Here is a 21,271-nt window from a genome sequence, read left to right on the forward strand (position 1 = left end):
TCAGCCCCCAGTCACTGGCGGAAAAAATGCCACTTCATCGCCGTCTTTTACGCCCGCCGACAGTGATGCATATTCTTGATTGATGGCTACAAGGAGCTTTGCCGGCATCTCGTGATCGGGATTGGCAGCCCGCCAAACGTCACTCACGGTGGATGTTCCCGAGCAATCCACAATATCGCTATCACGACCTAGGGTATCGCGCAGACTTGCTAGATAGCGTACGTTAATGGCCATAACAATCCTCGGTGAGAAATACTGCTCCACAGATAACACATTAACGATTCGGGCAAAAGAAGCGATAGGATGCCGTGTATGGGTGAGTTAACGCATTTCAATCAAGCAGGCGAGGCGCATATGGTGGATGTGGGTGCCAAACCCAATACCCGCCGCATTGCCGTAGCCCATGGGCGCATCCATGTACAAGCAGAGACCCTGGCTTTGATCCGCAGTGGCGGTCACAAGAAAGGGGATGTGTTGGGTATCGCCCGTATCGCCGGCATTATGGCGAGCAAGCGCACGGCCGATCTTATACCCCTGTGTCACCCTCTGGCGCTGACCCATGTGGAATTACAATTCGTGATCGAGGAATCCGAGCCTGCGGTCAGCTGCACAGCAACGGCGGAGACAGTCGGTCCAACGGGCGTAGAAATGGAGGCGCTAACTGCCGTTCAAGTTGCACTTCTGACCATCTACGATATGTGTAAAGCGGTAGACCGGGGCATGGTGATTGATGCTGTCGGTTTGCTCAGTAAATCCGGCGGTCGCTCTGGCGACTGGCAACGGCAAAGCCCTCTCTAACCTATGAGTGATTGACTAAGCTATGTTCAAACGACTGCTTATTGCTTTAGGTGGACTTGTTGTCGTGGTGGTTTTGTTGGCCGCCTATCTCATCGCCACCTTTGATCCTAACGACTATAAAGCGCGTATTGAGAACCTGGTGGAGGCGCAAACTGGGCGCGCTTTGGAGATCTCCGGTGATATTCGCCTATCGATGTTCCCGTGGCTGGGGCTTGAGCTCCGTGAGACTCGGTTGGCCAATGCACAAGGGTTTAGTCCAGACGATTTTCTTCGGGTGCAAGAAGTGGAGGTGTCCGTTGCTTTGTTGCCTTTGCTGCGCCGTGAATTGCAAGTGCAAAGCCTGAGATTCGAGGGCCTTGAACTGTATTTGGCGATAGATGCGCAAGGACGAGCTAACTGGGAGGATTTGATACAGCCCACTGAAGCAGCAGTCGACACTCCGGCCACAACCGATTCACGGGAAGGCCTCACCCTGGCGGATGTGGATATCGACGGCCTGCGTATCGCCGATGCGCGCCTTTATTGGGATGATCAACAAACCGATACGCGCCTGCGCGTCGAGCCATTTAACCTGACCTTGGGACGTTTGCGCCCAGGGGCAGAAACCCCTTTGGATGCGCAGTTAGATTTATGGCTTGAAGACCCAGAGGTGCATGCTAGCTTGGGGCTGACTGGACTACTGCGCTTGGATTTGCAGGAGCAAAGATATGCCTTGCGGCGCCTTATGCTGGTTGCTCAGCTTGAGGGTGAGCCTTTGCCCGCCGAGATTAATGTCAGTCTGCAGGGTGACGTCGTCGCTGACCTGAGTGCACAAGTCGTGCGCATGGAGCGTTTGTCACTGGATGCTCTAGGCGCCACGCTGACCGGTCTCGTCACCATTAGCGGATTGGATAGTTCGGAGCCTTCGGTGAGCGGGGAATTCCGTAGTGATCTACTCAACCCGAGAAGTCTACTCTCCGAACTGTCCATAGATTTGCCACCCATTGCGCGCGAGGACGCGTTTAGCGCGGCATCGATTGATGTGGAATTTGAGATGCGAGGTAATGCCATACAGCTATCGCCCATCAGCCTGCGCCTGGATGACAGTAATCTGCAAGGCAGTTTTACTTTGACGGACTTCGCCCAGCCTGCCATTCGCACACGCCTCGAGCTCGATCGCATCAATGTGGATGATTATCTGCCTGTGGGTGAGGCGATGGACGAACCTGCAGCGGGCACCCCGGCTGAGTGGTCTGATGAAAAGATAGAGCTACCTTTGGAGGCCTTGCGAAGTTTGAATCTCGATGGCGAGTTTAAGGTAGCGCAGTTAACCGTGATGAATCTGGCCCTCACCGATGCCAATGCCGCCATTCGAGCGCGCAATGGGCTCTTGGAATTGCGCAGTCTTACTGGCAATGCCTATCAAGGCTCATTGAGCAGCACCGCCAGTTTAGATGTGCGCGCAGAGGTTCCTGCAATAACCGCGGGTGCGCAGCTGGGCAATGTGCAGTTTGGTCCGCTACTCGTGGACTTATTGGGCAATCAGCTGGTCACCGGCGCGGCCCATGCCGAACTGAATGTGAATACCCGCGGACAGTCGATCAAACAATGGATAGCGGCGCTCAATGGCAATGGCTCAATGCGCGCCGAAGATGGTGCGGTCATGGGTATCAATGTCGCCCAAATCATTCGTGATGCTGAGGCTAGGTTACGTGGGCGCAGCGCAGCAGCTGAAGAAGAACCGCGTAAGACCGACTTCACAGCAATCTCCGCCAGCTTTGCTATCCGTAATGGTGTGGTGAGTAATGATGATTTGACGGCCTCTTCGCCGCTGCTGCGTGTCACCGGGCGGGGTCAGGCGGATTTGAACGCACAAACGCTGGATTATCGATTGGACACGCGACTGGTAGCCACGCTAGAGGGGCAGGATGGCCAGCCCTTGGACCAGCTGCGCAATGTCAACCTGCCCATCACTATTCGCGGCACATTTGCTGAACCACGGTTTGGTCTGGACTTACAGGCCATTTTAGGGGATCGCCTGCGAGAGGAGATTCGCGAGCGAGTGACACCACAAATTGAAGAGCAAAGGGATCGGGTGCGCGAAGAGGTGGATCGCTTGCGTGATTCAGTGGGTGATTCTTTGTTGGATCGTTTGCGCCGCTGATTCGATCAGTTCGCCATATGAGTTTTGCGGACCAACTCCTGGCTTGGTTTGACTGCCATGGTCGGCATGACCTGCCATGGCAGGTGGATAAGACTGCCTACCGCGTCTGGGTGTCTGAGGTGATGTTGCAACAGACCCAGGTGAGTACCGTAGTCGCTTATTTCCAGCGCTTCATGCAGCGCTTTCCTGATGTGGGCAGTTTGGCTCGGGCAGACACCGATGAAGTGCTGCATTATTGGTCTGGTTTGGGTTATTACGCGCGGGCCCGCAACCTGCATAAGGCAGCAAAGCGCATTGTCGCAGACTATGCCGGTGAGTTTCCGAAACAGCGGGAACAGCTGGAGGCCTTGCCCGGTATCGGCCGCTCAACGGCGGCAGCCATTCTCGCCATTACCTATGGTCAGCGCGAGGCGATTTTAGATGGCAACGTGAAGCGGGTTCTTTGCCGTCAAGCTGGCATTGAAGCTTGGCCTGGCGAAACCACAGTATTAAAGCAGCTTTGGACCTTGGCTGAACGGCTCACGCCTAGTCAACGCGTAAGCGATTACACGCAAGCCATTATGGATTTGGGGGCTACCGTTTGCACCCGCACAAAACCCCAATGCGAGATCTGTCCAGTGGCGCAAAGCTGCGCGGCGCGATCACAAAATAAACAACAGAGTTTACCCGCGCGGCGACCCTCGCGGCGGCCCAGTGAGCAGGTTTTGATATGGCTGATCGTTGAAAGCGACCAGGGCATACTTTTGGAGCGTCGAAACAATCAGGGGATCTGGGGTGGGCTTTGGGGCTTCCCAGAATTCGATCAAAAGGAACAGGCCCTTGATTGGTTGCAGAGTGAATCAGCGCATGATGTTGAACTGGGGCCGATAATGCCCGTCATACAACATCGTCTCACCCATCGGCTGATGCACATCCAACCCATTCGGGTGCGTTTGAATAACCCTGCATTTAGCGTTATGGAAGCGGATCAGCGGCTTTGGTATAAAGGGGAGCCTCAAGTGGCTCTGGGTTTAGCGGCCCCCGTAACTCAGCTGTTGAAACAATTGCATGTGACTTAATGGAGAGAATAATGGCGCGTATGGTGAATTGTGTGGTTCTCGGGCACGAGGCTGAAGGCCTTGATTTGCCGCCTTATCCGGGCGAGATGGGTAAGCGCATCTACACCAGCGTATCCAAGGAGGGCTGGCAGAAATGGGTCAGTCATCAGACCATGTTGATCAATGAGTACCGCTTGACGCCGATTGAGCCCAAGGCGCGCAAATTTCTAGAAGAGGAAATGGAAAAATTCCTATTCAGTGGCGGTGCGACGATGCCCGAGGGCTATGTAGACCCCAATAAGTAAGCGGCTTTATGTGCGCTTTTTCTTGCGCACATAAAGCTCCATGCGGTGATGCACGATATCGTAGCCCAACTCGGCTGCGATCTCTGCTTGCAGGCGCTCAATGCGATCCGAGCAAAACTCCACGACTTTGCCGGTATCAATATCGATCATATGATCGTGATGCTCGGTCTCGGAATGCTCAAATCGAGCCGGTGTGCCCTCAAATTGGTGCCGGTGGATGACGCCTTGTTCTTCCAGTGCGGCTAAGGTCCGGTAAACCGTTGATAGGGATATGCCGGGTACCTGTGATTCTACGCGGCGATGTAATTCAACGGCATTGGGATGATCTTCCGCTGTGGCTAAAACCCTGAGCAGGGCTTGGCGTTGACGGGTCATGCGCACACCCGCATCCCTGAGAGCTTGTTTCATTCGCTCGCTGCGCTCTGCCACATTCATGATGGGGATTTTGCCGTAATCACCTTAGGCCAGTCCACGCCCGGGTCCGAAAATGGAGTGGGCTTCTGCCTCACCCTTTAGTTTTAACGACAACAGGCCGCCGCGCCGCTCGATCAAACCGCGATCATAAGCGCGGGCAATCACTGCCTGAGCATGAGACTCGGGCCAACGCAAATGATCCACCAAAGCATGCAGAGTATTCTCTTCTGCCATTCGCTCGGTGTTTTGATGTGTGTAAAGATGGGCAACGAGAGCCCGGCAGTCATGGTCCAGCTTTTCAGTGCGACGACTGAGCGCCTGTGCCAATAGGCCTCGCTCTGGAGCCAACACGAAGGCTACCGCGAATATCACCCCGGTCATGCTGGCCATCATGCCGCCAATGGAGACATCCCAATAGATCGCCAGAAAATATCCGCTAACGCAGGCCAGCAGTGAGAAGAGAACCGACAGCGTGACCATGCTGTGTAAGCGGCGTGTTAACAGGTAAGCCGTTGCCGGGGGGACGATGATAAAGGCGATAAAAAGAATCGCTCCCACAGCCTCGAATGAGGCCACGGCAGTCACGCTGGTCAAGCCCAATAACCCATAGTGTATCAAGCCAGGCATGAGTCCTAGCGCAGCCGCCAAAGCAGGGTCGAAAGTACCGATTTTCAGCTCTTTCCATAGCGCTAACACAAAAACAAGATTGATGACCAAGACGCTGCTGAGCGTGACCACGGCGATGGGTATCTGTTGATCCAGCAGGCTCGTGGTGTTGAGCCAGACAAAGGCGATCTCGCCCAAGAGCACACTATCAACATCGATATGAACATTGCGCGCATGCAGGGAAATCAAGATGACGCCCAGGGCAAACAATGCTGGGAATATCAGGCCGATAGCCGCATCCATCTTAACCAATCGCGAACGCGCCAACAGTTCCGTCAATATCACGGTCAAAAGGCCAGTTAGGGCGGCGCCTATGACTTGTATAGGACCCGAAGTTTCTCGGGTGAGCAGCCAAACCACAATAATGCCTAAGACGATGGAGTGGCTGATGGCATCTGACAACATCGCGTTACCGCGCAAAACAAGAAAGCAGCCCAACAAGGAGGCAGATGCACCTACCAGCATTCCCGTCAGCAAAATCATATTGCTGGGTGAGGCAAAGAATGCGTCGATCATGACGCACCCCGGGCTGAAGAGCCGTGCGGGTCGCGCGCCAGCGCCAAGAGCTGTCGGCGAGCCCTGCGACGGGCGATCGCTTGCCATAACAAGCCCCGCCTTGGCGCAAACAGTAAGGACACAGCGACGATCGCTGAAACGATCAAGACCACGACTGGACCGGTGGCAAGCCCGCGACTGGCAGCGCTAACCAATGCGCCGCTGGCCCCGGAAAATGCACCAATGGCAGCCGACAAGAACACCATGTGGCTAAGGCGATCTGTCCATTGACGAGCCGCTGCTGCGGGCGCTATCAGCAAAGCCACCATGAGCACTACGCCCACCAGCTGCAAGCCAACCACAATAGCCAGCGCCACCATCACCGTTAAGCCCGCCTCAATCCACATCACGGGCAGACCTTGAGCGCGCGCGAAATCAGGATCAAAGCTCACCAGCTTGAATTCTTTCCAGAACAGAGACACCAACGCCAACGCAAATATCGTGACCCCACTCATAATCCACAAATCACTGCGTAAAATACTGGCTGCCTGACCAAACAAAAAAGTCATTAAGCCAAGGCTCGAAGCGTCTCCCTGATTTTGAATGAACGTCAGCAGCACGATGCCCACTGCAAAAAACACGCTAAGAACGATCCCCAAAGCCGCATCGGTTTTTAAGGTGGTGCGCCGCACGATTAGCAGCATAACTAGGGCAGCCAAAGCGCCACTAAAAAAAGCACCCGCCAAGATGCTTCCCAAATCACGGCCGCCGGCGATGAGAAAGCCAAGACAAACACCGGGTAGGGCGGCGTGACTGAGTGCATCTCCCAATAGGCTTTGCTGACGCAAAACGGCAAATGTCCCCAGTACACCGCTTAGTACGCCAAGCATGGCAGCACCCATAAGCACGGTTTGCACTAAGCTGCTGGAGAGTAGGTCGAGTATCTCGCTCATGCACCCACCCTTTAGGGGGTCGCGGCAATAGCCGCTAACTGCCGGCCATAGGCAGCATGCAAGTTTTCTTGGTTGTAGACCTGATGCAAAGGCCCTTGGGCGATCACACGAACATTCATGATCACCATCCAGTCAAAGTAGGACTGTACGGTTGTCAGGTCATGATGCACAACGATGATGGTGCGCCCCAGATCACGCAGCCTTTGCAGTAGGCTCATGATGATATTTTCTGTGGTGGCATCCACCCCCGCCAAGGGTTCATCCAGAAGAATAATGGGCGCCTCCTGCACCAGCGCGCGGGCAATAAAGACGCGTTGCTGCTGGCCGCCTGATAGGCGACTGATCTGGCGATCGGCAAAGTCTTGCATGCCGACCTCAGCCAGCGCATCCAGAGCGCGCTGGCGGTCGGCAGCGCTCGGTCGACGAAACCAGCCTACTTGCGCATAAAGCCCCATTTCCACGACATCGCGCACCGTGGTAGGAAAATCCCAATCGACACTATGCCGTTGGGGTACATAGCCAATGCGTGCCCCCATTTGTTTCGCTGTGCGCCCCAAAAAGCGCACATGGCCTGCCACCGGTCTAACCAGTCCTAGAGCGGTTTTGAGTAGAGTCGATTTGCCCGACCCGTTGGGCCCAACGACGGCAGCCATGACGCCGGGAGGAATATTTAAGTCGATATCCCATAATACCGGCGTGGCATCATAGGCGACTGTTAAATCCTCGATATGAAGGGCCCATTGCGGCTCATGCAGGCTGTTATCAGTCATACGCAATCATTGTCGGCTTAGGGGCTTGGTGCAAGCCCCCATGCGTGAGCCCAGTCACTCAGAGCATTTGGCCATGGGGGTACTTCGCCCCCCAAAGCCTCGGTGATGGTCATCGTGTTATGGCGGATCATGCCAATATAAGTCCCTTCCACTGTACCTTGGCGACCCATAGCATCAGAAAATAGTTCACCACCGATGCGCACATCGTGTCCTTTTGAACGCACTTCAGCAACCAAGGCTTCGATGGTGCGGGGATTAATGGTCGTCTCGACGAACACAGCAGGAATTTGGTTCTCCACAACAAATCGTGCAACCGCGCGGATATCGCCAATGCTGGCCTCTGACTCAGTGCTGATACCCTCAATGGCCTCGCTGGCCTCCATGCCATAAGCCTCACCAAAGTATTCAAAAGCATCATGGGCGGTGACCAGCATGCGGCGATCCTCTGGAATAGAGCCAATGGCGCTAGTCACCCAGTCATGTAGGGCCGCCAACTGTGAGGTGTACGCCTCGGCGCGAGCGCGAATATCACTGGCGCAGGCCGGACGTTGTTCAATGACTGCGTCGCTGATGACAGGGATGATACGTGCCCAACGGCTGGTATCCATCCACAGATGTGGATCGACCGCGCCGGGCTCATCGGGATCATCCAGCAGTTCCTCGCGGGCATAAGCGGCATCTACCAGACCGACGGTTGGAACGCGGCCACGCATGTCACGAAGCACCTCGGCCAGGCGCGCTTCCAATGCGGGGTGAACATAGAAAATCAATTCTGCCCGTGCCAGGCGGTTCACGTCCGATGCGCTTGCGCGATAGAGGTGGGGGTCGCTGCCAGACCCCATCAAGGCTTGAACCTCAGCGCAGTCTCCAGCGACATTACGCGCCACATCGGCGATCATTCCAACCGTGGTCAACACCCTTAATGGCTCTTGGGCACTACCAATGTGTGGCACGGTTAGGGCAAACCAGGCGCAAAGTAGGGGCGCGGCCCAAGATGAAGTCCCGATTTTAAAACGCATTCATTCGAACCTTTGCACATGCAATCCATTTGCAACTAGAAAAGTGATGGCTCGATCATAACGGCGTATTTGTGGCAGCGCAATAGGCGGCCGCACTTGACGCAAACCCGGCCAGCAGGTTTAATACGCCACCTTGCCGTGTCACTGTTCCGGCATGTCTCGCGCTTCAAAAGGCCAGGTAGCTCAGTTGGTAGAGCAGAGGACTGAAAATCCTCGTGTCGGCGGTTCGATTCCGTCCCTGGCCACCATTAATCAATGACTTACGCGATTTTTGGCAGCGAGAAGGGTTTGCTGTTGCACCTCACTCAGTACAGCGATCAGCCAAAGCACGCTAAGAAGGTTCGGCGCAACTTCGGCTGAGGTGGTTAAGAACCCAAGCAGCGGCACGTAGTCCCATTGTCGCTGTTACCGCTACGCTGGAACCATAGCCAGAACAGCTCAATCCTTGAGGTCCGTCTTCAGCCTCGCTCACCGTTGTCGATGGCAGTAGTGCGGATTCCTGGCAATAAACCGCTGGAATGCCGAAAGGGACTTTAAGATCCTTCGGAAAACCATGGGAGGCGCGCAGTCGTTTGCGCAGTTTCGCCAACAGCGCATCGTGCTCGGTTTTAGCCACATCATCCAAGCGCACACATCCGGGGTCTTTTTTGCCGCCAGCAGCGCCCGAGAGAATGAGCGGGATACCCGCTTCTCGACAGGCGACTACCATGCCCACTTTTGCAAGCACATGGTCAACTGCATCAACAACCACATCAGCCCCTTGGATAAGCTGTGAGGCATTCTCCTCGGTAATGAAATCTTCAATGATACTGATTTGGATTTCCGGATTGATCTCGCGGGCCCGCTTTGCCATCACCTGCACTTTGGCGGCTCCCACGGTGGAATCCAGCGCATGAATTTGGCGGTTGATATTGGATTCGGTGACGTGATCCAAATCCACGAGTATCAGCGTGCCCACGCCGCTGCGGGCTAGGGCCTCTACCGTCCAAGAGCCGACACCACCAACGCCGGCGACGAGCACGCGTGCTTGCGTGAGTCGCTGCACTGCCCGGTCTCCATACAAGCGCATGATGCCCGTGAATCGTCGGGGCTCAGTGTGCCCACGAGAAGCTTGTTGAGCCGTTATATTGGAGATTTCTTGGGGCGTACTCATCTTGTTTAGCGCTATGGTGTTCCAAGCCCAAGGATAAAGCAGGTCTCGCATCGCGTCATCGCATCGAGAGCCAAACAACGGTTAAACTTAGAAAATGAGATTCGGTCTTTTCAAATCATATCTGTTGATAGCGGCACTATCGCTACTCCCAATATCAACGCTCTCAGCGCAATCGCCTTTAGACTCAGATCGCCTGCTTCAGGCGTTAACTGAGGGCGGTTATGTGATCTACTGGCGCCATGCTGCCACCGATCACAGTCAGGGAGATCGCGATCTGCGCGATATGCGGCGCTGTGAAACTCAGCGCAATCTGTCTGAGTTTGGGCGGGCGCAGGCCCGTCGCGTTGGTGCTGGCTTTGAGTCTCTGGGAATCCCTGTGGGAGAAATTGTCTCCAGCCCCTTTTGCCGAAATTGGGAAACCGCCGAATTGGCTTTTGGTCGTTATGAGATCGCCAATGATCTTTGGAATCTGCCAGCCTCGGCAGCCAGTCCATCGAGCCAGCGGGAATTGGTGGAGCGTCTGCAGCAGCGACTGAGTACTCCGCCATCAGACGCTTCGCAAAATACCGTCATTATCGGCCATAACTTGAACCTGCAAGCGGCAGCAAGAGTGCGTATTGATGAGGGAGGTATTGCGGTATTTAAACCCCTAGGAGATGGGCGTACTCGCTTTATGGGGACCTTGGTGCCTGAAGACTTTTAGTCGGTTTCGCTGGGTTTTTGGCCATAACCGCCACCGCCTGGGGTCTCGATACGCAGGCGCTCACCGGCTTGTAGTTGTACCTGTATTTTTCCGGGCAAAGCCGTGGTGCTTCCATCCGCAGCGATCCGAATATTGAGGCCCGCTTGGCCTGCTGCGCCGCCAAGCAGTCCATAAGGCATTGTTTTGCGTCTATCGGTTAATAGCGTCACCTCGGTTTCGCTTAGCATTTCGATTTCTCGAATCAAGCCGTCGCCACCGACTTGTGCTCCCTGTCCGCCTGAAGCCCGCCGCAGCGCATACTCGGTGATGCGCAGCGGATAACTGTATTCCATAGCCTCGACAGGCGTGTTCAAGGTATTGGTCATGTGCGAGTGCATTGCCGATTCACCTGGGCCCTGGGCATGCGCGCCATGTCCGCCGGCTAAGGTTTCGTAATAGGTGAAAGCTTCACGATTGCGGGGATCAACTCCGCCAATACTGACGTTATTCATGCTGCCTTGGGCGGCTGCCGGGACCCGCTCGGGGCTGAGCTGAGCCAGAGCGCCAAGTATCACATCGACGATGCGTTGTGAGGTCTCTACATTACCTCCGGCCACCGCGGCGGGGTATTGCGCATCCAGCACGGAACCGGGGCGCGTGATCACGTGCAACGGGCGCTGACATCCTGCATTGGTGGCAATGTCATCATCCACCAAACTACGAAACACATAGAGCGATGCAGACAGTGTGATGGCTCGCACCGCGTTCATGCTGCCCTTAACCTGATCCGAGCTTTGTGAGAAATCCAGTAGGACTTCATCGTCGTCAATACGCAGTCTGAGATGAATGCGGATTGGGTCATGGGTGATGCCATCATCATCGAGTTGATCCTCAAACTCGGTTTCACCATTGGGTAATGCGCAGATGCATGCTCGCATGATGCGCTCAGAATGTTGATTCAGCGCTTCGGCATAAGTCGCCACTTGGGCGCTGCCATATTTCGCCAAGAGTTCCTCAAGGCGGCTTATTCCCGTGTGGTTGGCCATGATCTGTGCTGTGAAATCGCCCTCACGCTCTTTGGGTGTGCGTACATTGGCCAATAAAAAGCGCATCAGGTCGGCGTCCATTTGGCCCTTTTTGATGATTTTTACCGGAGGAATGATGATGCCTTCTTGATGCAGGCTGCAGGATAAGGGCATGGAGCCAGCGGTCATGCCACCGACATCGGAGTGATGAGCGCGATTGGCCACATAGAAATCGGGGCGGTCCCCCTCGGCAAAAACCGGAGCCACTAAGGTGATATCCGGCAGATGCGTGCCGCCCTCAAAGGGATTATTAAGCATCACCATGTCGCCCGGCTCAAAGCGCAGCTTGGCGATGGCTGCCTGCACGGATAAGGGCATAGAACCCAGGTGTACCGGAATATGAGCGGCCTGAGCCACCATCTCGCCTTGGCGATCAAACACCGCGCAGGAAAAATCCCGACGCTCTTTGATGTTGGGAGAGTAAGCAGTGCGATTGAGACTGACACCCATTTCCTCAGCGATCGCAGCAAAACGATGGCGGAAAACGGGCATCAGTATGGGGCTGATGCGCATCAGTTTGCTTCCTCAGATGTCTTTATCTGCAAAATGAGGTTACCCCAGTCATCGACACGCAAGTGCGCAAACGGCGGGACCACCACCGTCGAGGTGTATTCCACGATAATGGCAGGCCCGAGAATCTGATTCCCGGCCAATAAGGCTTTCCTGTCCCAAATCGTTGTATCCAGCCACTCACCATCAAAATAGACGGTTTGTGTACCCAGTTGCGCATGCGGCGGCGAGGCTTCTCCAGATTTAATGCGTTCCATCGGGGGCTTGGCCGGCTCGCCGATGGCACGCACTCTGAGGGTCACCATTTCTGTGGGTTTTTGCGGGTCGCAATAGCCATAGAGTTTTTCATGCAGACGATGAAACCCAGCAATCGGATCGGCATCCAGCGGCACCATGATCTCAAATGACTGCCCCTGATAACGCATATCGGCGTATGCCTGGATCGTGATTTGTGAGGGCCTTATACCTTCTGATTTTAATTCTTCAGTGGCGCGGCGTTGTAAGGTCTCTAGGGGGGCAGCCAATGCATCAAGCATTGTCGACGTATCCCCAAGCATCAGGGTTTGAGAATAATCCTTGATGACATCAGCCAATAACATGCCTGAGGCAGACAAGGTTCCCGGTCGACAAGGAATTAAGACCTGCGATATGCCCAGTTCGCGAGCGAGGTCAGCGGCATGTAAGCCCCCAGCTCCGCCGAAACAGACTAAGGTGAATTCTCTGGGGTCATGTCCGCGTTCTACGGAAATGACTCTTAATGCTCGCTCCATGGTGGCATTAGCGACGCGCAGAATGCCATCGGCGAGCTCATCTGCCGGGACATCTAAAACCTTTGCTAGCTGATTCATTGGCGCGTTGATGCGGCTTTTGTCCAAGCTCATGTGGCCGCCAAGGAAATGCTCGGCGACCAGCCGTCCTAAATAAAGGTTGGCATCAGTCACAGTGACATCCTGGCCGCAGCCATAACAAGCTGGCCCTGGATCTGCTCCTGCGCTTTGTGGTCCTACCCGCAGCGCGCCACCCATATCAGCCCAAGCAATGGATCCTCCACCGGCGCCCACGGTATGGATGTTGATCATGGGCACCTTGATGGGATGATCGGCAATGTGAGATTCCATGGTCATGGGCAGCGCTCGGTCCAGCAAAGCTACATCGGTTGAGGTGCCTCCCATATCGAAACTCATGATCTTGTCAAAACCCGCAGCCTTTCCCATCTCCAGTGCCGCTACGGCGCCCCCGGCGGGCCCAGACAAGATGGTGCGTACCGATTCACGCATCGCCGTCTCGGCGGATATGCTGCCACCATTGGACTGCATGATGCGCAGCGACCTTGGTGGCAGTGAATCCTGCAGGTACCGAATATAGGTACGCATTTTCGGCGCAACATAGGCGTTAATGACCGTGGTTGAGCTGCGCTCGTATTCCCTAAATTCGGGAAGGATTTCATGGGATAAGGAAAGCGGTAGCTCTAGGTCTTGAAGTATGTTTGCAACCGCTAACTCATGTTCTGGGGTGTTGAAGGAAAACAGCAATGAGATGGCAATAGACTCAATGCCTCTCTCGGCGATGGCTGATTTCAATTGTTGTACCGCTGCGGTATCCAGGGGTGTGATCTCATGGCCTTGGGTGTCGATGCGGCCAGCTACACCGAAACGACAGTCTCTCGCTACCAGAGCGGGCGCGCGTTTGGCCTTGAGGTCATAGAGCTTGGGACGTTGCTGGCGGCCAATTTCAATCACATCCTCAAAGCCAGTATTGGTAATCAGCGCGGTCACCGCGCCGCGGCGTTCAAGAAGGGCATTGGTCGCCACTGTTGAGCCATGCACCACTTTGCAATCCTGCAGCTGCAGTGAGTCGATGATATGCGCGAGGCCCTCGAGTACGGCTTGAGCAGGATTGGCGGGTGTTGACAGTCTTTTGTGCACCCGCCAGCACTGCCCATCATGCCAAATGAAGTCAGTGAAAGTTCCGCCTGTATCGATACCGATTGCCAACATGGATCTGCGATTGCTTAGGTGTGGCTCATTATGCCGTAGCGCTCATTACTTATACCCCTATTCATTATTCCTTGACAGGCGCCCCGAACAGCAGTTAAAACCAAGCATGAAAGTCAGTAATAATAAAAGCATAAAAAAACATAAGAAGCAGGAAATGCCTCATACCCCTAACATGATTGGAGGTTCGGAGATGAAGAAGTCAGGCAAGACGGAAGTAGAGCAGGTTCGTGGAGTCTTGGAAAACGCCGGCGCGCGCGCCGAAACACTCGAGCTTTTTGATGAAGTGACCTCTCGCCGTCAGTTTCTGGGACGTAGCGGGGCTGCCTTAGCGCTGATGGGTTTTGGAGCGGGGTCAGCAGCGGCGATGCAGGGCCTGTTTGGACAAGGTCTGGTGCCAGCCGCGTGGGCTGGGCAATTGGAAGGGATTGAAGATGACCAAGCTCGTGCGGCGCTGACGCAGGCCGGCAAAGAAGGCTTGCATATCTACAACGCCCGTCCTGTCAATGGTGAACCAGATCCCTGGCTGCTTAAAGATGCGGTCACGCCCATTAAACATCATTTCATTCGCAACAATGACCTGATTTCTTCCCGCGCTATGGATCGTAATCCTCAAGGCTGGCGCCTGACCATTGATGGTGAAGTGAATCGCACCACTCATTTCACACTGGATCAGCTGCAGTCAATGCGTACCGTGACTCTTTCGCTACCCATTGAGTGTGGCGGAAATGGGCGGGCCTTCTTTGACCCACCGGTTCGCGGTAACCAGTGGAAGCGCTGCGCGATTGGTTGCTCTGAATGGACGGGTGTGCCTCTGCGTGAACTGCTGAATGCCGCTGGCGTAAAAGATACCGCAGTTTACACGGGTCATTATGGCGAAGAGCCAATTCTCGGCAATCGTCCTCCCTTCTCACGCGGCATTCCCATTGACAAAGCCATGGAAGAGCACACCATTGTTGCCTTCAAGATGAACGGTGAAGATCTTCCAGCTGTCCATGGCTATCCTGTGCGTTTGGTGGTGCCGGGTTGGTATGGCAGCTGTTCCCACAAGTGGTTGAACAAGATCACTCTGCGAGATCGCGAGCACGACGGCCGGGGTATGATGGGTTATTCCTATCGAATGCCTGCCTATCCGGTCGCCCCGGGTGCTCGCCCACCTGAAGAAGATATGGTGGTTGGTGGTCCTTGGCTCATTAAGTCCATCATCACAGGCCCCAAAGATGACGCTGAGTTCCGCGCTGGTGAGACGGTGACTGTCACCGGGCATGCTTGGGCCGGTGAGGGCCGCGTTCGTCGCGTCTCTATCTCCACTGACTTCGGCAATACTTGGCAACGGGCTCGTTTGGCGCGTCCTGCCAATAAGTATGCTTGGGCACAGTTTGAGGGTGAAGTGACCTTGCCCGGTCGTGGTTACTATGAAATCTGGGCACGTGCCGAGGATCGAGATGGCAACATCCAACCTCAGGTCCAGGCCTGGAATCCGCGTGGCTATGAGGGCAATGTCGTGCACCGCGTGCCGGTGATGGTGTCGGCCTGATTTTAAAGGAGTCAAAAGCAATGCAAGTGCGTGGTTGGACAAAGTTTCGGTCATGGGCGTTGGCGACAGCGATCGTGTCGGTGGGCCTTGTCAGTCCCGTTACCCTGCATGCTCAGGGTTCGGCAGCAGACGGCATCACCCCCGAGGTTTTGTTCACCGCCACTTGCGGTGCTTGTCACACCTTAGACAAGGCCACGGGTCAGCGCCTTAATCGCGCCGACTGGGAGTGGGTGATGGATGATATGGAGAGCTATGGAATGATCTGGCTGACTCCTGTGCAACGAGAGTCCATTGTTGACTACTTAGTTGACAACTATGGGCGTAATGTTCCCCGTTAGGCCCGCTCCCAACTCTGGGTTGTAGTCAAGTTCAAAGTCTGGGTGGAAACGCCCAGACTTTTTTGTGTCAGCAAACATCTTGTATAGTTTTGAACTTCCCAACAGATCCAGCATAGGAGTTGGCTTGAGAATGTCTGAGCCCATAATCCCCTTGTCAGTCGCCGTACTGACCATCTCTGATACCCGTAACGAAGAGACCGATACCAGCGGCAAGACGCTGGTTGAGCGCCTGAGTAGTGCGGGTCATCACTTGGTTGAGAAGAAAATTGTCCCCGATGACGTGTATCGCATACGTGCCGAGGTTTCTGCTTGGATCGCTGATCCCAAAGTGCATGTCATTTTGACCAATGGGGGAACGGGGTTTGCCGGCCGCGACTCCACGCCCGAAGCCGTATCCGTACTTTTTGATAAGCATATTGAGGGTTTTGGCGAATTATTTCGTCAGGTGTCTTGGGATGAAATCGGCAGCTCTACGATTCAAAGTCGCTGTCTGGGTGGTTTTGCTAATGGCACGCTGATTTTTTGTTTGCCGGGCTCAACCGGAGCCTGCAAAACAGCTTGGGATAAGATTATCTGTGAACAGCTGGATAGTCGGCATTTGCCCTGTAACTACGTCAATGTCCTGATGCCAGGCAAGGGTGCGCATGCCTGATTTATATCCTGTGGAGTTGGCCCTGGAGAAAATGCTCGAGGGCGTGGCGCCTCAGGGCGTCGAACAATGTGATCTAGGCTTAGCTGCCGGGCGGATCTTGGCAGATTCCATGATGGCCACCATGGATGTACCCGCCTTTGATAATAGCGCGATGGACGGTTATGCCCTACACCATATCGATGCGGGTAAAGCGTTAAAGGTCTCCCAGCGCATTGCCGCAGGGGTTCAGGCCAGCGCTCTACAGCCTGGCACCTGTGCCCGTATTTTCACTGGCGGCCAAGTGCCTCCGGGCGCAGATTGCGTCATTGCTCAGGAAAGCACAGAGTCGAAGGGCGAAGATGAGGTGTGGATTCCGGAGGGATTGCGGGCTGGCAATAACATTCGTCCGCAGGGCTGTGATGTGCGACAGGGTGAGGTTTGCCTCACCGCCGGCAGTATTCTGGAAGCTGCAGCGCTCGGTCAGCTGGCCAGTCAGGGTTTCACCCGAGTTCCGGTGCGCATCCGCCCACGCCTCGTCTTATTGACGACCGGGGATGAACTCATTGAACCGGGCAAACCCTTGGCTCCGGGCCAAATCTATAACTCCAATCAACCCATGCTTTGCCGTCTTTTGGAGCGTTTTGGGGCAGAAGTTGTTGGCGCTTGGCACGCGCCCGATAGCTATGAAAAAACCTGTGAATTGCTGCAACAAGCAGCGCTCAAGTCCGATTTAGTGGTATCCACGGGTGGCGTTAGTGTTGGCGAAGAGGATCACGTGAAAGCGGCTCTGCAGTCCTTGGGCTCGCTTGAGGTCTGGCGTTTGGATTTAAGGCCCGGAAAGCCCCTGGCCTATGGTCATCTGCCTGGGTCGCAGCAGCGTTCCATTCCTTTTGTCGGTTTGCCAGGAAACCCAGTTTCAGGCTATGTTGGGGCATGGTTATTTCTGCGGCCTTTGCTGGCAAAAATGCTGGCGTGCCCGCGTCGTCTTGAGTTGCCACGAATTCAGGCCGAGGCGCAATTTGAAGCTCAGAACGGACCGCGTCGTCATTACATGCGGGTACGTTTGAATTACCAAAGTTCTCCTCCCAAAGCCGAGGCCTATCTGGATCAAAGTTCGGGTGTTCTGTCTTCCTGTGTGCAGGCCGATGCCTTAGCTTGCGTACCTGGCGATATGCGGGTCAGTCAGGGCGATTTATTGGACTGCTTTTTGCTCGTGCATGACTGATGGCTGCGCGGATTCCCGACTGGAGCCTTCCAAATGGGGTGAAGGCCGCCTTTACTGATCGGCTCAATGGGGTCAGTCAAGGCTCATACGCGAGCTTTAACTTGTCTTTAGATGTTGGGGATGATCCCGAAGCCGTAGAACACAATCGCGGCTTGCTGCAACAGGCGCTGGCTTTGCCCGGCCAACCTTGTTGGCTGAAACAGGTTCATGGGTGTGCCGTGGTCAACGTAGGTGTGGCTGAGTTTCCTCAGCGTCCCGAGGCGGACGCCAGTCTGTCTCGGGATTCGGGTGGTGTGTGTGCGGTATTGACCGCTGATTGTTTGCCTGTCTTGCTCAGTGACCTATCCGGCAGTGTCATTGCGGCCGCCCATGCGGGCTGGCGGGGTCTGGCTGATGGGGTGATTGAAGCGACCATCGAATCCATGAACTGTCGTCCACAAGAGCTGACGGTCTGGTTGGGGCCGTGTATCGGTCCTAAGGCATTCTGTGTAGGTGAGGATGTGCGTCAGGCCTTCTTAAAACAGGATCCATCCAGTGATCAGGGTTTCGTTAAAACAGATACCCAAGACCAATGGCTGGGGGACTTGCAATGGCTGGCAAAGCGTCGCTTGGAAAAACAGGGTGTTAAACAAATTGCCATTGAGCGCGCGTGTACCTTTAGTGAGCCTGACACTTACTATTCTTTTCGCCGCGATAATGGCGTGACAGGTCGCATGGCAAGCCTTATTTGGTTTGCAGTGTGACAGCGAAGTTGGATTCCGAGGTGATTGGGCGGGTTTGGGCCAGTGGCCGGAAAATGCCCGCCTGTTATGTGTTTGATCGCTTGGATTCCACCAATGGCTGGCTGGATCGGGCCTATCGAGAGGGCATGCGGGGTCCGGTCATTTGTGCCACTCAGAATCAGTATGCTGGTCGTGGCCAGCGGGGGCGAACTTGGGAAATGCCAGTAAGCAGTGGATTGGCCTTTTCCCTGCTATGGGAGATCAGTGATTGGCCACGAATTGATTCTGAGGTGAGCGTGGCGGCCGCCAACGCAGTGGCCAATTGTTTGGTCGCATTGGGGGCGCAGGACATTGAGATTAAATGGCCTAATGACGTTCTATGCCGGGCAAAAAAGCTCTGCGGTATTCTCATCGAGTCTCATATCTCAGCTTCCCGGTCCGCTATGATTTTGGGTGTGGGCATCAATTTAAGCCTGCCTGATGGGTTTGATGTGGGCCAGCCTGTCACTGATCTGCGCCGCGCGGGTATTGAACCTCTGCCTGAGATCAATGCGCTTTTAGCACTGTTGGTTGCGGCCTTGATCGATATGCTGGAGGGGTATCCAAACCAAGTCAGCTTTCGGAGTGATTCATGAAGTTGTTACTTGATGTGGGCAATACGCGCCTTAAATGGGCGCTTTGGGCCGGCCAAATGAGTTTGCAGCGAGGGGAGTTCACTCATCAGGGGTCAGATAGTGATTGGCCCAGCCTGTTGCAACGAGAATGGGCAAACTTGAGTGAAAAGCCTGATCAGATTGCTGTCGTGGAGGTGTTAGGCGGCGGATTTCAAAAGGAGCTAAGTGCCTTTGCTGCCGCCCAAGCTTGGCCTGCTCCGGCAGTTTTTCCTGCCGACCCAGCGCGCTTTGGACTGATATCTCACTATCATCAACCAGCGCAACTGGGCGTGGATCGTTATGCCGTTATGGCTGGCGCCCGTGCCTTGGGATTTGACAAGGCCATTATCGTCAATTGCGGCACCGCGGTTACCTTTGATGTCTTGATGGGTCATCACCATGAGGGTGGCCTGATCATGCCGGGGCTAAGGCTGATGCGTGACAGTTTGGATCAGCTCTCCGGTATTCATGGTATGACACTAGGCGCCGAGGATACTCTGCCTGCCTTGAGCACGGCTGATGCGGTAAGCGCCGGTTGTGTGCAGGGGATGGCTGCGGCGATCGATGGGCTGGTGAAAAAATTGCAAGCGCATTGGCCTGATGAGGCTTTCGATCGACTGTTAAGCGGTGGCGATGCGCAGCGCTTGATGCCCTGGCTAAAGCAGGAGTTTCGCATCTGCCCTGATTTGGTGTTCAACGGATTAAACCTAGCTGCTGGGCTGAGTCTTGAAGCCAAGCCTGCGGGGTGAATTGCTTCACCGCTTAGGCTGGTCTAACATGAGCGCGGTTTATTTTGCCGGAGTAGCTCAGCTGGTAGAGCAGCGCACTTGTAATGCGAAGGTCGTAGGTTCGACTCCTATCTCCGGCACCACTTTTCAGTTGATGAGATAGTGTCTCAGCTTTTTGCGCAGTGTTGCGCGGTTCATGCCCAATAGCTGTGCAGCACGGCTTTGATTGCCTTCGCAGTGCGTCATTACCCGCTGTAGTAGCGCCGCTTCCACTTTTTCCATGACCATTTGGTAGACATTGTCTGAGGCTTCACAGCCTAATTTGGCGAAATAAACATCCAGGGTCGTATTCACAGAATCCGCTAATGCCTCACATTCGCAGAGATCCTTAATGGTGGATTTATTGCTCATGCCGCTAACCCCGTGTCGCGGTAAAAACCGCTTAGCCCCAGTTCCACTGCCTGACATTGATCGAAAGCCGTTTCCGCGGCCATGATGCGCTGTCTGTTTTGGTCGGCAATGCTGAGGTCTTGTAGGTACCAAGAAAGATGTTTGCGGGCAGTCCTAACGCCCAGTGATTCTCCGTAAAAGCTATGCATGGCCTGTATGTGCTCAAGAATCAAACGCAGGCGAGCATCCCCCTGGGGAATCTCTGTGGGCTTTGCCCAACCCAATTCAGCAGCGATTTCGGCAAAAACCCAAGGCTTGCCCTGGGCGCCACGACCAATCATCAAGCCATCAGCCCCGGTGACGGCCAATACCCGCTTGGCATCAGCGGCCGAGCAGATATCGCCATTAGCAATCACCGGCAGGCATGTTTGAGCCTTGACCTGGGCGATTGCCTCATAATCCACTGCTCCACTAAAACGGCAGGCGCGAGTGCGGCCATGAATCGTTAGCGCCTGGATACCACTTTGTTCAGCAATTTGTGCAATGCGCAAGGCATTCACATGTTCTTTGTCCAGGCCGAGTCGGATCTTTAGGGTCACCGGCAGTGAGACAGCATCGACCACGGCGCTGAGAATCTCGCCTACCAGAGGCTCGTCACTTAACAGAGCAGAGCCAGCCAGGCGCCGAGTCACTTTTTTCACTGGGCAGCCCATATTGATATCGATAATTTGTGCACCTCGGTCAGCCGCAACGCGAGCGGCCTCAGCCATCATACTGGGGTCGTACCCCGCAATTTGGAGGTTTCGCGGGGCCAATTCGCCCGACTGATCCAAGCGTAGGCGCGACTTGCGGGTATGCCAAAGTGAGATATCAGAGTGCACCATTTCGGACACGGCCATGCCCGCACCCCACCGCCGGCACAGCTGACGGAAGGGTAAATCAGTGGTTCCCGCCATCGGTGCAAGCACCAGTGGCGGAAAAATCTGGTGAGGGCCAATCTGCATGATGCTGCACATCATACCC

General features: G+C 54.9%; 23 protein-coding genes and 2 tRNA genes. 14 read left to right on the forward strand and 11 right to left on the reverse strand.

Annotation, left to right across the window (positions count from 1 at the left end; all coding sequences use genetic code 11):
* Positions 1-234: a MoaD/ThiS family protein gene (locus CKX93_RS05655; RefSeq protein ID WP_076755703.1), complete on the reverse strand. Its 234-nt coding sequence runs from the start codon at positions 232-234 to the stop codon at positions 1-3.
* A 78-nt stretch (positions 235-312) separates the two neighbouring features.
* Between CKX93_RS05655 and moaC the strand changes: the two genes are divergently transcribed.
* The 4 genes from moaC to CKX93_RS05675 are packed head-to-tail and all read left to right on the forward strand — an operon-like array spanning position 313 to position 4,283.
* Positions 313-798 carry a cyclic pyranopterin monophosphate synthase MoaC gene (gene moaC, locus CKX93_RS05660; RefSeq protein WP_076755704.1) on the forward strand — a complete coding sequence of 162 codons (486 nt, stop codon included), beginning with the start codon at positions 313-315 and terminating at the stop codon, positions 796-798.
* 22 nt (positions 799-820) lie between these two features.
* Positions 821-2,941, forward strand: coding sequence for an AsmA family protein (locus tag CKX93_RS05665; protein WP_076755705.1), 2,121 nt, complete (start codon positions 821-823; stop codon positions 2,939-2,941).
* A 17-nt stretch (positions 2,942-2,958) separates the two neighbouring features.
* On the forward strand, positions 2,959-3,999 hold the full coding sequence (mutY, locus tag CKX93_RS05670; protein WP_076755706.1) for an A/G-specific adenine glycosylase: 1,041 nt from the start codon (positions 2,959-2,961) through the stop codon (positions 3,997-3,999).
* A gap of 11 nt (positions 4,000-4,010) precedes the next feature.
* Entirely contained in the window at positions 4,011-4,283 is a 273-nt protein-coding gene (locus CKX93_RS05675) for an oxidative damage protection protein (protein ID WP_076755707.1), read from the forward strand.
* A 6-nt stretch (positions 4,284-4,289) separates the two neighbouring features.
* On the opposite strand, the gene CKX93_RS05680 is transcribed toward CKX93_RS05675, so the two are convergent.
* Genes CKX93_RS05680 through CKX93_RS05700 form a run of 5 tightly spaced genes read right to left on the reverse strand, consistent with a single transcriptional unit; the run spans position 4,290 to position 8,600 of the window.
* Complete coding sequence (locus tag CKX93_RS05680) at positions 4,290-4,718, reverse strand: Fur family transcriptional regulator (RefSeq protein WP_076755708.1); 429 nt, start codon at positions 4,716-4,718, stop codon at positions 4,290-4,292.
* 24 nt (positions 4,719-4,742) lie between these two features.
* A complete protein-coding gene (locus CKX93_RS05685) occupies positions 4,743-5,879 on the reverse strand; it encodes a metal ABC transporter permease (protein ID WP_076755709.1) in 1,137 nt (378 codons plus the stop codon).
* Complete coding sequence (locus tag CKX93_RS05690; RefSeq protein ID WP_076755710.1) at positions 5,876-6,811, reverse strand: metal ABC transporter permease; 936 nt, start codon at positions 6,809-6,811, stop codon at positions 5,876-5,878. The genes CKX93_RS05685 and CKX93_RS05690 overlap by 4 nt, the downstream gene beginning before the upstream one ends.
* Before the next feature lie 11 nt (positions 6,812-6,822).
* Positions 6,823-7,581: a metal ABC transporter ATP-binding protein gene (locus CKX93_RS05695; protein WP_076755711.1), complete on the reverse strand. Its 759-nt coding sequence runs from the start codon at positions 7,579-7,581 to the stop codon at positions 6,823-6,825.
* Positions 7,582-7,598: 17 nt separating this feature from the next.
* A complete protein-coding gene (locus tag CKX93_RS05700) occupies positions 7,599-8,600 on the reverse strand; it encodes a metal ABC transporter solute-binding protein, Zn/Mn family (RefSeq protein ID WP_076755712.1) in 1,002 nt (333 codons plus the stop codon).
* A 172-nt stretch (positions 8,601-8,772) separates the two neighbouring features.
* Here CKX93_RS05700 and CKX93_RS05705 point away from each other — a divergent pair.
* Positions 8,773-8,848: transfer RNA gene (locus CKX93_RS05705), tRNA-Phe, on the forward strand.
* A gap of 83 nt (positions 8,849-8,931) precedes the next feature.
* On the opposite strand, the gene CKX93_RS05710 is transcribed toward CKX93_RS05705, so the two are convergent.
* Positions 8,932-9,753, reverse strand: a complete 822-nt coding sequence (locus tag CKX93_RS05710) for a tRNA threonylcarbamoyladenosine dehydratase (RefSeq protein WP_084178669.1) — start codon at positions 9,751-9,753, stop codon at positions 8,932-8,934.
* Between the two features lie 94 nt (positions 9,754-9,847).
* Between CKX93_RS05710 and CKX93_RS05715 the strand changes: the two genes are divergently transcribed.
* Complete coding sequence (locus tag CKX93_RS05715; RefSeq protein ID WP_076755714.1) at positions 9,848-10,456, forward strand: histidine phosphatase family protein; 609 nt, start codon at positions 9,848-9,850, stop codon at positions 10,454-10,456.
* Here CKX93_RS05715 and CKX93_RS05720 read toward each other — a convergent pair.
* Positions 10,453-12,033, reverse strand: a complete 1,581-nt coding sequence (locus tag CKX93_RS05720) for a hydantoinase B/oxoprolinase family protein (RefSeq protein WP_076755715.1) — start codon at positions 12,031-12,033, stop codon at positions 10,453-10,455. The genes CKX93_RS05715 and CKX93_RS05720 overlap by 4 nt on opposite strands.
* Positions 12,033-14,027 (reverse strand): hydantoinase/oxoprolinase family protein, encoded by a 1,995-nt coding sequence (locus tag CKX93_RS05725; RefSeq protein WP_076755716.1) that lies wholly within the window; start codon positions 14,025-14,027, stop codon positions 12,033-12,035. Before CKX93_RS05725 ends, CKX93_RS05720 begins: the two co-directional genes overlap by 1 nt.
* A 190-nt stretch (positions 14,028-14,217) precedes the next feature.
* Between CKX93_RS05725 and CKX93_RS05730 the strand changes: the two genes are divergently transcribed.
* From CKX93_RS05730 to CKX93_RS05765, 8 genes are all read left to right on the forward strand, one after another.
* Positions 14,218-15,561, forward strand: a complete 1,344-nt coding sequence (locus CKX93_RS05730) for a sulfite oxidase (protein WP_076755717.1) — start codon at positions 14,218-14,220, stop codon at positions 15,559-15,561.
* 74 nt (positions 15,562-15,635) lie between these two features.
* A complete protein-coding gene (locus CKX93_RS05735) occupies positions 15,636-15,899 on the forward strand; it encodes a cytochrome c (protein ID WP_234982821.1) in 264 nt (87 codons plus the stop codon).
* Between the two features lie 130 nt (positions 15,900-16,029).
* Entirely contained in the window at positions 16,030-16,551 is a 522-nt protein-coding gene (gene moaB, locus CKX93_RS05740; protein WP_076755719.1) for a molybdenum cofactor biosynthesis protein B, read from the forward strand.
* Entirely contained in the window at positions 16,544-17,755 is a 1,212-nt protein-coding gene (locus CKX93_RS05745) for a molybdopterin molybdotransferase MoeA (RefSeq protein WP_076755720.1), read from the forward strand. The genes moaB and CKX93_RS05745 overlap by 8 nt, the downstream gene beginning before the upstream one ends.
* Complete coding sequence (gene pgeF / locus CKX93_RS05750; RefSeq protein ID WP_076755721.1) at positions 17,755-18,498, forward strand: peptidoglycan editing factor PgeF; 744 nt, start codon at positions 17,755-17,757, stop codon at positions 18,496-18,498. Before CKX93_RS05745 ends, pgeF begins: the two co-directional genes overlap by 1 nt.
* A 53-nt stretch (positions 18,499-18,551) precedes the next feature.
* A complete protein-coding gene (locus CKX93_RS05755) occupies positions 18,552-19,112 on the forward strand; it encodes a biotin--[acetyl-CoA-carboxylase] ligase (protein ID WP_240076648.1) in 561 nt (186 codons plus the stop codon).
* Entirely contained in the window at positions 19,109-19,879 is a 771-nt protein-coding gene (locus tag CKX93_RS05760; RefSeq protein WP_076755723.1) for a type III pantothenate kinase, read from the forward strand. Before CKX93_RS05755 ends, CKX93_RS05760 begins: the two co-directional genes overlap by 4 nt.
* A 46-nt stretch (positions 19,880-19,925) precedes the next feature.
* A tRNA-Thr gene (locus tag CKX93_RS05765) sits at positions 19,926-20,001 on the forward strand.
* A 4-nt stretch (positions 20,002-20,005) separates the two neighbouring features.
* On the opposite strand, the gene CKX93_RS05770 is transcribed toward CKX93_RS05765, so the two are convergent.
* Positions 20,006-20,269 (reverse strand): helix-turn-helix domain-containing protein, encoded by a 264-nt coding sequence (locus CKX93_RS05770; RefSeq protein WP_076755724.1) that lies wholly within the window; start codon positions 20,267-20,269, stop codon positions 20,006-20,008.
* Positions 20,266-21,252: a tRNA dihydrouridine synthase DusB gene (dusB, locus tag CKX93_RS05775; RefSeq protein WP_076755725.1), complete on the reverse strand. Its 987-nt coding sequence runs from the start codon at positions 21,250-21,252 to the stop codon at positions 20,266-20,268. Before dusB ends, CKX93_RS05770 begins: the two co-directional genes overlap by 4 nt.
* Between the last annotated feature and the right edge of the window lie 19 nt (positions 21,253-21,271).

It is taken from the genome of Ectothiorhodosinus mongolicus (assembly GCF_022406875.1).
Classification (GTDB): domain Bacteria; phylum Pseudomonadota; class Gammaproteobacteria; order Ectothiorhodospirales; family Ectothiorhodospiraceae; genus Ectothiorhodospira; species Ectothiorhodospira mongolica.

Bases quoted from the DNA above. Each gene is read 5' to 3' on its own strand.
- CKX93_RS05730 (WP_076755717.1), top strand. From the start codon at position 14,218: ATGAAGAAGTCAGGCAAGACGGAAGTAGAGCAGGTTCGTGGAGTCTTG.
- moaB (WP_076755719.1), top strand. From the start codon at position 16,030: ATGTCTGAGCCCATAATCCCCTTGTCAGTCGCCGTACTGACCATCTCT.
- CKX93_RS05675 (WP_076755707.1), top strand. From the start codon at position 4,011: ATGGCGCGTATGGTGAATTGTGTGGTTCTCGGGCACGAGGCTGAAGGC.
- CKX93_RS05720 (WP_076755715.1), bottom strand. From the start codon at position 12,033: ATGCGCATCAGCCCCATACTGATGCCCGTTTTCCGCCATCGTTTTGCT.
- CKX93_RS05725 (WP_076755716.1), bottom strand. From the start codon at position 14,027: ATGTTGGCAATCGGTATCGATACAGGCGGAACTTTCACTGACTTCATT.
- CKX93_RS05715 (WP_076755714.1), top strand. From the start codon at position 9,848: ATGAGATTCGGTCTTTTCAAATCATATCTGTTGATAGCGGCACTATCG.
- CKX93_RS05695 (WP_076755711.1), bottom strand. From the start codon at position 7,581: ATGACTGATAACAGCCTGCATGAGCCGCAATGGGCCCTTCATATCGAG.
- CKX93_RS05755 (WP_240076648.1), top strand. From the start codon at position 18,552: ATGCCCGCCTGTTATGTGTTTGATCGCTTGGATTCCACCAATGGCTGG.
- CKX93_RS05685 (WP_076755709.1), bottom strand. From the start codon at position 5,879: ATGATCGACGCATTCTTTGCCTCACCCAGCAATATGATTTTGCTGACG.
- CKX93_RS05710 (WP_084178669.1), bottom strand. From the start codon at position 9,753: ATGAGTACGCCCCAAGAAATCTCCAATATAACGGCTCAACAAGCTTCT.
- mutY (WP_076755706.1), top strand. From the start codon at position 2,959: ATGAGTTTTGCGGACCAACTCCTGGCTTGGTTTGACTGCCATGGTCGG.
- CKX93_RS05655 (WP_076755703.1), bottom strand. From the start codon at position 234: ATGGCCATTAACGTACGCTATCTAGCAAGTCTGCGCGATACCCTAGGT.
- CKX93_RS05700 (WP_076755712.1), bottom strand. From the start codon at position 8,600: ATGCGTTTTAAAATCGGGACTTCATCTTGGGCCGCGCCCCTACTTTGC.
- CKX93_RS05745 (WP_076755720.1), top strand. From the start codon at position 16,544: ATGCCTGATTTATATCCTGTGGAGTTGGCCCTGGAGAAAATGCTCGAG.
- CKX93_RS05680 (WP_076755708.1), bottom strand. From the start codon at position 4,718: ATGAATGTGGCAGAGCGCAGCGAGCGAATGAAACAAGCTCTCAGGGAT.
- CKX93_RS05690 (WP_076755710.1), bottom strand. From the start codon at position 6,811: ATGAGCGAGATACTCGACCTACTCTCCAGCAGCTTAGTGCAAACCGTG.
- CKX93_RS05760 (WP_076755723.1), top strand. From the start codon at position 19,109: ATGAAGTTGTTACTTGATGTGGGCAATACGCGCCTTAAATGGGCGCTT.
- moaC (WP_076755704.1), top strand. From the start codon at position 313: ATGGGTGAGTTAACGCATTTCAATCAAGCAGGCGAGGCGCATATGGTG.
- CKX93_RS05770 (WP_076755724.1), bottom strand. From the start codon at position 20,269: ATGAGCAATAAATCCACCATTAAGGATCTCTGCGAATGTGAGGCATTA.
- dusB (WP_076755725.1), bottom strand. From the start codon at position 21,252: ATGCAGATTGGCCCTCACCAGATTTTTCCGCCACTGGTGCTTGCACCG.
- CKX93_RS05665 (WP_076755705.1), top strand. From the start codon at position 821: ATGTTCAAACGACTGCTTATTGCTTTAGGTGGACTTGTTGTCGTGGTG.
- pgeF (WP_076755721.1), top strand. From the start codon at position 17,755: ATGGCTGCGCGGATTCCCGACTGGAGCCTTCCAAATGGGGTGAAGGCC.